The organism is Hyalangium ruber (genome assembly GCF_034259325.1).
Taxonomy (GTDB): Bacteria; Myxococcota; Myxococcia; order Myxococcales; family Myxococcaceae; genus Hyalangium_A; species Hyalangium_A rubrum.
Genome location: NZ_JAXIVS010000032.1, coordinates 36,894 through 45,610, shown reverse-complemented (window position 1 = coordinate 45,610; position 8,717 = coordinate 36,894). Strand labels below are relative to the sequence as shown.

The 8,717-nt window shown below is 67.2% G+C and carries 8 protein-coding genes; 4 read left to right on the top strand and 4 right to left on the bottom strand.

Going from position 1 to position 8,717, the window contains the following annotated elements:
• Positions 1 to 315 precede the first annotated feature (315 nt).
• A complete protein-coding gene (locus SYV04_RS43435; RefSeq protein ID WP_321552029.1) occupies positions 316 to 471 on the top strand; it encodes a hypothetical protein in 156 nt (51 codons plus the stop codon).
• A complete protein-coding gene (locus SYV04_RS43430) occupies positions 472 to 1,116 on the top strand; it encodes an IS5 family transposase (protein WP_321552028.1) in 645 nt (214 codons plus the stop codon).
• A 35-nt stretch (positions 1,117 to 1,151) separates the two neighbouring features.
• Here the strand turns inward: SYV04_RS43430 and SYV04_RS43425 are convergent, their stop codons facing one another.
• The 3 genes from SYV04_RS43425 to SYV04_RS43415 are packed head-to-tail and all read right to left on the bottom strand — an operon-like array spanning position 1,152 to position 4,425.
• Positions 1,152 to 1,523, bottom strand: a complete 372-nt coding sequence (locus SYV04_RS43425; RefSeq protein WP_321552027.1) for a DUF2019 domain-containing protein — start codon at positions 1,521 to 1,523, stop codon at positions 1,152 to 1,154.
• Positions 1,520 to 2,851 carry a SitA5 family polymorphic toxin gene (gene sitA5, locus SYV04_RS43420; RefSeq protein WP_321552026.1) on the bottom strand — a complete coding sequence of 444 codons (1,332 nt, stop codon included), beginning with the start codon at positions 2,849 to 2,851 and terminating at the stop codon, positions 1,520 to 1,522. Before sitA5 ends, SYV04_RS43425 begins: the two co-directional genes overlap by 4 nt.
• A gap of 32 nt (positions 2,852 to 2,883) precedes the next feature.
• Positions 2,884 to 4,425, bottom strand: a complete 1,542-nt coding sequence (locus tag SYV04_RS43415; RefSeq protein WP_321552025.1) for a Kelch repeat-containing protein — start codon at positions 4,423 to 4,425, stop codon at positions 2,884 to 2,886.
• Between the two features lie 85 nt (positions 4,426 to 4,510).
• On the opposite strand from SYV04_RS43415, the gene SYV04_RS43410 reads away from it, so the two are divergent.
• On the top strand, positions 4,511 to 6,055 hold the full coding sequence (locus SYV04_RS43410) for a sensor histidine kinase (protein ID WP_321552024.1): 1,545 nt from the start codon (positions 4,511 to 4,513) through the stop codon (positions 6,053 to 6,055).
• Positions 6,052 to 7,377 carry a M16 family metallopeptidase gene (locus SYV04_RS43405; RefSeq protein WP_321552023.1) on the top strand — a complete coding sequence of 442 codons (1,326 nt, stop codon included), beginning with the start codon at positions 6,052 to 6,054 and terminating at the stop codon, positions 7,375 to 7,377. The genes SYV04_RS43410 and SYV04_RS43405 overlap by 4 nt, the downstream gene beginning before the upstream one ends.
• On the opposite strand, the gene SYV04_RS43400 is transcribed toward SYV04_RS43405, so the two are convergent.
• Positions 7,358 to 8,605, bottom strand: coding sequence for a tetratricopeptide repeat protein (locus tag SYV04_RS43400; RefSeq protein WP_321552022.1), 1,248 nt, complete (start codon positions 8,603 to 8,605; stop codon positions 7,358 to 7,360). The genes SYV04_RS43405 and SYV04_RS43400 overlap by 20 nt on opposite strands.
• Positions 8,606 to 8,717 lie beyond the last annotated feature (112 nt).

Below are 8,717 nucleotides of genomic sequence, written 5' to 3'. Positions count from 1 at the left end.
TTCCTCCGGGAGCACCTCCCGAGAAGATGGCCTCGGCCCTGGCTCGGCACGCCTCAGTCGGCTATCGGCTGCTCTCCCGGACCCTCTCCTCTCAGAGAGCCACTACGCAACACCTTGAAAGGGGTGGGCTTAAGAGGGTGTTGATCCGGGGTGAGCAGGCCCCAGATATAGTGCTCCCCCAGCAGGTTACCGAACACAATGCTGCTGCACACGGACGGGCTGCCGCCTGCCTGTACTGATGCTCTGTCAGGTGGGACACGGCCCGTCCTACTTACCAGGTTGCCCCTCTCCGATGCCCGTTCTATAGGCACGGGCATGAGCTCTGCTCCCCAACCCCCTGGTCGACAGCAGTACCCCTCGGATTTGACCGACGAGCAGTGGCAACTGGTCGAGCCCTTCGTGCGCGGCAACCCTGTGGGGCCGCAGCCGGTGGTGTACTCGCGGCGCGAAGTCGTCAACGCCCTGCTGTAAGTGTCGCGCACCGGAGTGCAGTGGCGCTACCTGCCGCACGACTTTCCCGACTGGCAGAGCGTCTACTCGTACTTTCGGCAATGGAAGAAGGACGGCACGCTCAAGCTTCTCCACGACGTACTGCGCGGCAAGGTGCGAAAGCAGGCCGGACGTGCGGTGCAGCCCACCGCAGGCGTGCTCGACAGCCAGAGCGTCAAGAGCGACGTGCAGGCACAGACTCGAGGCTATGACGCCAACAAGAAGATGAAAGGGCGCAAGCGTCACCTGCTGGTGGACATGCTGGGCTTGGTGCTGGTGGCGTGGGTTACCACCGCCGACGTGCAGGACCGGGATGCGAGCGCCGCTGTGTTACCTCTGGCCGCAGAGCAGTTCCCCACTCTGGTGAAGGCGTGGGCCGATGCGGCCTACGAGGGCCCTCGCGTCGAGCGCATCGCCCAGCAAACCGGAGTCCAGGTGGAGATTGTAAAACGCTCGGACACCACACCTGGGTTCGTGGTTCAGCCCAAGCGTTGGGTCGTGGAGCGCACCTTCGGGTGGTTGAGCCGAGAACGGCGCTTGGCCAGAGACTACGAGCGAAAGGAGGAGTCCTGCGAAGCGTTCATCTACCTGGGGATGATACGACTGATGCTGGGCCGCCTTGCCTGAGTGCCCTGGCTCAACACCCTCTGAATGTAGGGTCATCACGCTGGAGTGAAGGTTCCGTCCTTCCACTTCTTGAGAACCATCTCCGCGCTAAAGCCCACAAGACTTTTGGGAATACTTGCTAGTTCGCCTAACACCCTTTCCGCTTCATGAGGCATGAACTCCAGCAGAAACGTCGCAGCCCAGTACCGGGTTCCCGGTTCCGGATCATGAAGCAGGGAACTCAGACGCTGCCATCCTTCCTCGCCTCGTGTGCGGAGTTCCTTTCGGATGGCAACCAGAATATCGAACTCTTTGTTGGCGGCTCTTGGATGCCCCTCTGAAATAGCGCGTCCGTGCTTTGCCGAGGAGCTTCTGTACTTCTCGATGAGCGCTTCCAACTCAAGTGCCTTCAGAGTGGCTTCTTTCATGGGCTCACCCCGAATCGTCTCAAGATCATAAGCCCGAAGTCCCGCTGCTCCTCGTAACTCTTCCCACGCAACCATTCGCGGACAACTCTATTGTCCGTGAGTTCTTGCTTGGATGAATAGAATGCGCTGATTTGCTTGTGTAGCTGAGAATCTATCGCAATTGCATTCTCAGTATTGTGCAGAGCGTCGGGACCAAATCGTTCAATGTTACCCGATGTCTGATGCCAGTTCTTTCCTTCGCCCGCAGGGCCCATCGCGTTCTTGAAGTCCCGCATGGATTTGAAAGACCTGAAGCCAGCCTTGGCCGAAGAACCTGCACCGCCCGAGGCCCGCGCCGTCATGGCAACAGCGTTGGGAGCCAACACGACCACAGCACCCTCTGCATTGATCGCCACCGACTCAACCTCAGCCAGCGCAGCGGCCGAATACCGGATCAATTGGGCTTCCGCCACTACCGCTGCCTGCCCAGCCCCGGGCAGCGTAGGCATCTTCGCCGCCATCCCCGCCGCTGTATTCCCTACCGCCAGCATCGCTAACATCACGAATGCCTTTGCGGCCTTGTCCCCCATCACCTTCGCGAACTGCTCCCCAGCGGCGCGAATCTCCTCAAAGGTGGTGGCCCGCTCCACCTTCGCCACAAGAACGCGCCACCCATCGATCAGCTTCCACAGCATGTCCCAGCCCAGGTAGCTCACCATTCCCACGGTCATCAACGCAGCGACGCCCTTGCTGATGGGCTCGGGCAACATCCACAACAACAGGTACGTCGTCATTGCCCCCACGAGGGCAGCTGCCACTGCCTCGGGCGATACCATCTCTCCGAAGGCAGTCTTCAATTCCCCGAGCACTGCGCCTTGAGCGATAGCCATCGCCAAAGCGTATTTCCCGTCGCCTTCCAGCACAGGGCTGTCCACAAGCAGGCGTAGGCAATCTCCAGGCGGCGATCCCCAAGCGCGGCCACACCAGAGAAAGTACAGGCGGTTCAACTCCGCATCAGCGGGCGAAAGCGCGACCTTCAGCTCGTTCCCGGCTTCGAGAGGTAGCAGCCGCCGGCTTTTTCGCTCATAGCGATACCAGCCACTGTGCTCGGGTACCCCAAAAAGTTGGCGAGCATGTACCAGAGGCCGCGCAGGGGTCGGCACGGTGCGCGCATGTTTCGCGACCGACTTCCTGAACGCGTCGTCGCCTACGTCCACTGTCTTCATGTCGCGACGCGGCACATGGACAATGGGACCGCCCTGACCCGTGTCCAGGCGGACAACCTTTGTGGTGCCGCTTGTGCATCCCACGAGGAACGCGAACTGCAGCAGAACCACCCAGCGGGGCATGTGAGGCCTCATGACCTTTTGAAGCGCCTGGTTCAGTCGCGGGGCACCGGCATGAAGATGAAGGCCCCCGGGGCCACCCGGGTCGAGCCTCCGTTGTTATCCAGCCCGCCCGTGACGAGCACCGAGCCATCCGGTAGCGCTGTGCAGGTGTGGAGGGAGCGTGGTGGCTCCACTGGCGACATACCGAGCACTCCGCCCGTCACGTTCTGCGTGGGAGTGATGAGTTCCGCGAGCCCTGTGCTCACCAAGCCTCCCTCTCCCGGCCGCTGCCCTCCCACTGTGAACACTCGGCCTTCTGGCAGGGACACCGCGCACAAGTCTCCCCGACCCACGATGGAGGGACCTACCGAGGCGCTCGTGCTTCCTGCCTCGAGATTGAGGATCTCCGACACCGCCACGGGCCTGGTAATGCCCTCCGTCGTCGGGACGGCATCCATGTAGCCCCCCGTCACGAGCAACCGCTTCCCGTCGTCATAGAGGGCCGTAGCCGCGTTCCTCCGCCCCTGGCGCAACAGCTGGCTCTCGGGGGTCGGCGCGAACGTGGTGCCGTTGAAGGCGAAGACCTGTACCTCGCGGGAGACCTGCGCCCCATCCGAGCCTCCCACCACCGCCATGCGCTGGCCATCCGCCAGCACCGTCACGCTCACGCCCGTGCGAGGCACTGGCGTGGGCACTGGGAAGCTTCGGCCCGCCGCGGGATCCACTCCCTCGGGGTTCGTTACCACCGCGCCGCCCTCCCCCACTCCTCCCACCACCAGCCCCCGGCCCGAAATATCGATCGCCGACGCATGGCGGGAACGCGCCTGTGCCATCTCGAACCGCTGCACCTCCCGCGTCGCTGGGTTGAACACCGCAACACTTCGCAGCGGCGTGCTCGCCGTGCCTGATTGCGTCTCTCCGCCCATCAGCGCCACCCGCCCGTCGATCGTCCGCGCCGCCGTGTGGAACGCACGGCGCGCAGCGTCTCCCCCTGGGTCCGGCACGAAGGTGAACGTGCGCGCCATCGGGTCCAGGATTTCAATGGAGGCCAGCGTCTCCACCGCCCCCTCTTCCGAAATGCGGAAACCGCCCGCCAACAGCACCCGGCCGTCCTCCAGGAGGGTGGCCGTGTGCCCGGCCCTCTCCTCGGTGAGTCCCAGGCAGTTTCCCGGCTGCTGCGCATCCTCCACCGGGACGAAGGTCTCCACCCGACGAAGGATGACGCGCACGGGCGCCTCGGGCGCCCCGCTCTCTGGCATGTCGAACGGACCCGAACGGCCCACGGAGACCACCCGGCCCGCGCTCGTGGGCTCTCCTGTGTAGCCCCGGACCTCCAGCATCCGCCTCGGCCCAGCGGGCACTGCGGGGATGTCCTCCGGCTGCAGGAGCACCGGGGTCACACGCTCAATGGGTCCGGACAACCCCTCTCCCGTCACCTTCAGGCGCAGGTGCGTGACGCCCTCCAACGGGGAGGTACCGGCACACGAGGTGGTGACGAGCTGGACCTGGGGAGCCGCCCCCCCTTGTTCCTGACACGCGGGGACGAGAGCCAGGGCAGCGGCCAGGAAGGCATGACGGAGGAAACGGAGCCTCATTCGGCGGGACGGTATCAGCTTGCGCTCCGGCCGGCGCGAGCGTAGCGATGCGGTTGGCGTCTCCTGGACGCCCCGGTTCCGCACGATGAAGCTCTCGCTCGCCACGCGCATCTTCCTGGGCTACGCCGTGGTGCTCGTCACCTTCGGCGCGGTGTCCCTGTTCAGCGTGGCCGAGCTCCATCGCAACCAGCAGGAGATCCGCCTCGTCAGCCAGGGCTACCTCCAGCTCTCCCAGGACGCCGCCGCCCTGGAGACCTTCCACACCAACCAGGGCAAGGATACCGAGCGCCTCCTGGACGAGCAGAGCGTCGAGACGCGGCGCGCCCTCATCCGGCTCGCCCGCCTGTATTTCCCTCCGCTGATGGCCCAGCGCCTTGCGGGCGCTCGCGCCAAGGCCCAGGACATCCTCACCTTCGCCCCTGCCGGCGAGGTGCCCTTCGTGCGCGAGCTGGAGGCCCGCTTCGCGGAGCTGGAGATACAGTACGCGGCCCACGGTCGCACGGCCGAGGCCATCTTCTCGGCGCTCGCGGTGGAGAGCCCGGACCGCGCACAGGTGGCGGAGCGAACCTCCGAGCTGCGCGACCGGGAGGCCTCCATCGGCCGCGAGCTGCGCGTGGTGCGCGCCGCCCTGGACAACCGCATCCGCTCCCGCGTGGACCGCGCCGAGGAGCGCGAGCGGCGCACCGGCCTGGCCATCATCACCCTGTCCCTGGTCGCCATCGGCGTGGGCCTCGGCGCCACCCTCCTCTCGGCGCGCACCCTGCGCCCGGTGCGCACCCTCATCGAGGGCGTCTCCCGCATCGGCCGGGGCGACTACAGCGCGCAGCTCGGCGTGCAGGGCGAGGACGAGGTGGCCGTGCTCGCCCGCGAGTTCGACGCCATGGCCCGCTCGCTCCAGGCCCGTGAGTCCCAGCTCAAGGCCCAGGCCGAGGCCCTGGCCCGCGCCGAGCAACTCGCCGCCGTGGGCCGCATCTCCGCCCAGGTCGCCCACGAGGTCCGCAACCCCCTGTCCTCCATCGGCCTCAACGTGGAGATGCTCGGGGACGCGCTCGCCCGCGCCACCTTCCACTCCGAGGAGGAGGGCCGCGAGGCCCATGACCTGCTCACCGCCGTGACGCGCGAGGTGGACCGGCTCACGGATGTCACCGAGCAGTACCTGCGCATGGCCCGTCCGCCCAAGCCCACCCTCGTCTCCGAGAACGTGACGGAGGTGCTGGGCGGGGTGCTGGACTTCTCCCGCGAGGAGCTCGAGCGCGCCGGCGTCGAGGTGGTGCGCGACTTCGCCCCGGACACCCCGCCGGTGCTCGCCGACGAGGGGCAGCTACGCCAGGTGCTCCTCAACCTCGTGCGCAACAGCCGCGAGGCCATGCCGGATGGCGGCCGCCTCACCGTCTCCACCCGGGGCCTGGACAGCAAGGAAGTGGAGATCTCCGTCCAGGACACTGGCCGAGGCATGACGGAAGCCGTCCGGGGACGCCTCTTCGAGCCCTTCTTCTCCACCAAGGAGGGCGGCACCGGGCTGGGCCTGTCCGTCAGCCAGCAGATTCTGCAGGCACACGGGGGCACCCTTTCCTGCCAGAGTCAGCCCGGCCAAGGTACCACCTTCGTGTTAAGGCTCCCTCGCGCATGAGCTTCACACCCTATCGGGACGTGCTGCCCTCCGGGCTCCGCGTCGTCACCGTCGAGACTCCCCACCTGCACACCGCCCTGCTGGCCGTGTACGTCCGGACGGGCAGCCGCCACGAGGTGGACGCCAACAACGGCGTGAGCCACTTCCTGGAGCACCTCTTCTTCCGCGGCAGCGAGGGCTGGCCCGACACCGTGCGGATGAACGCCGCCGTGGAGGAGGTCGGCGGCAACCTCAACGGCGTCACCACCCGCGACCACGGCTACTACTACACCCCCATCCACCCGGATCACCTCGCCGTGGGCATGGACATCATCGGCGACATGCTCACCCGCCCTCGGCTCACGGACATGGAGGTGGAGCGGCAGATCATCCTCGAGGAGATGCTGGACGAGGTGGACGAGAAGGGCCGCGACATCGACATCGACAACCTGTCCAAGCGCCTGCTCTTCCCCCAACACCCACTGTCGCTGAAGATCGCCGGCACCCGCGAGTCCGTCTCCGACCTCACCCACGCCCAGGTGCTCGAGCACTTCGCGCGGCACTATGTCGCCGGCAACCTGGTGGTGACGGCCGCCGGCCGGGTGAAGCACGCCGAGGTGCTTTCCCTCGCAGAGCGCGCCTTCGCCCGCCTGCCCAAGGGCCCCGCCACCACCGAGGCCGCGCCTCCCGACTCGGAGCCCGGTCCCCGCCTGCACTTCGTCACCCACGACGAGTCCCAGACGGAGTTCCGCCTCAACTTCCGCACCGTGCCCGAGCACCACGAGGACTACCCGGCCTTGCAGATCATCCGGCGCGTGCTGGATGACGGGCTGTCCTCGCGCCTGCCCTTCGAGATCGTCGAGAAGCGGGGCCTGGCCTACTCGCTGCACGCCTCGCTGGACGCGTTCCACGACACGGGCCTGTTCGAGATCGACGCGGCCAGCGCCCCCGAGAAGGCCTCCAAGGTGGTCGAGGAAGTGCTGCGCGTGCTGGGCACCCTGTGCGAGCAGGAGATCGATCCCGAGGAGCTGGCCCGCGCCAAGCGCCGGCACCGGATGCTGCTGGAATTCTCCCAGGACTCGCCGGGCGAGCTGGCCGGCTGGTTCGGCGGCACCGAGCTGTTCCGGCTGCCCGAGTCCTTCAGCCGGCGCGCGGACCTGGTCGACGCCCAGACCGCCGCCAACGTGCGCCAGGTGGCCCAGCGCTACTTCAACCGCGAGAACCTCACCGTCGTGGCGGTGGGCCAGCGCAAGGGCCTCAAGGCCCTGGAGCAGGTGGTGGAGTCCGCTGCCGCGCTGCCCTCGGCCCACCCGCTGAAGAAGCTCAGCGCCTCCCGCGCATGATCTGGATGCCCTGAGGCTTCTTCTTCGGGGCCGCCTGCGTGAGCGACGCCTTGATGGCGACGTACTTGGGGTTGCCCGGCTCGCGCTGCAGCGCCTCGTCGATGAGCTTGCGGCCGCGCTCCAGGTTCGTCTTGCTCTCGGCGTACAGCTCCGCGAGCGACACCTTCTCCTCCACCGAGGCCTCGCCGGAGAAGTAGAGCTTCTCCAGCGCCGCCATCGCCTCCCCTTTCTCGCCCCGCTCCCGGTAGAGCCGCCACATGCGCGAGAGCGCCGGGGCGAAGCGCGGATCGGCCATGAGCGCGTAGCCGTAGTGCTCCTCGGCGCCCTGCTTGTCGCCCTGCAGTTCCATGGCCCGGGCGCGGACGTAGAGCGCGCGCGGGTAGCGGGCCCGCATCCGCAGCACCTTGTCCACCAGCTGCTGCGCCTCGGCGGGCTTGTTCAGCAGCAGCTTCGTCTCGGCCAGCTGCGCCAGCCCCTCGGCGTTGTCCGGGTGCTCCTCCGTCAGCCGCGTCAGCTCGGCGTCCGCTTCCTCGTGGCGCTCCAGCTTCGTGAGCAGCCGCGCCCGCAGCAGCACCACCTCGGGCCGCGCCGCGTCCTTGCCGGTGATGCCCGACAGGTCCTGCAGCGCCTCCGCCGCGTACCCGCTGTTGAAGAAGTAGCGCACGCGCAGCAGCCGCGCCTCGATGAGGCCCGGGTTCTCGTCCACCAGCCGGTCCATCAGCTTCGCGGCCAGCAGCTCCTCGCCCTTGATGAGGAGGATCTCCGCCTCCACCACCTTGGCGTCCGGGTCGTCCGGGCGCTCGCGCTGGATGGGCTCCAGGGACTTGAAGGCCCCGTCCGGATCTCCCGTGCGCGCCTGGAGCCGTGCCAGCGCCAGCAGCTCCGGATCCGTGAGGTGATCTCCGTCGCGCAGCCCCACCAGCACCGTGATGGCCTGCTCGATGTGGCCCTGGCGGCGGTAGAGGTCCGCCATCTGCTTCTGGATGGCCGGATCCGAGCCGGGCGCGATGGCCTCGGCCTCCTTGAGGGCCAAGATGGCCGGGCCCTCATCCCCCGCGGCGCGGTAGGCCTCGGCCAGCAGCAACAGGGGCTCGAGGTTCTCTGGGGCCACGTTGGCGGCGGCACGGAACGCCTTGGCGGCGGCGCCTGGCTGGTTGGCGGCCATCAACGTCCGGCCCTCGGCGAGCCGGGCTTCGTAGTTGTTGGTCCGCGCCTGGACGGCGGCCATCTCCGGGTCCTTGCAAGCGACCGGGAGAAGCAACGGCAGGAGGGCAGTCAACCTTAGAATTCGAAAATGCATCGCTGAGGCGCAGGGTACCGGATGTTATCCTCCCCCGTCG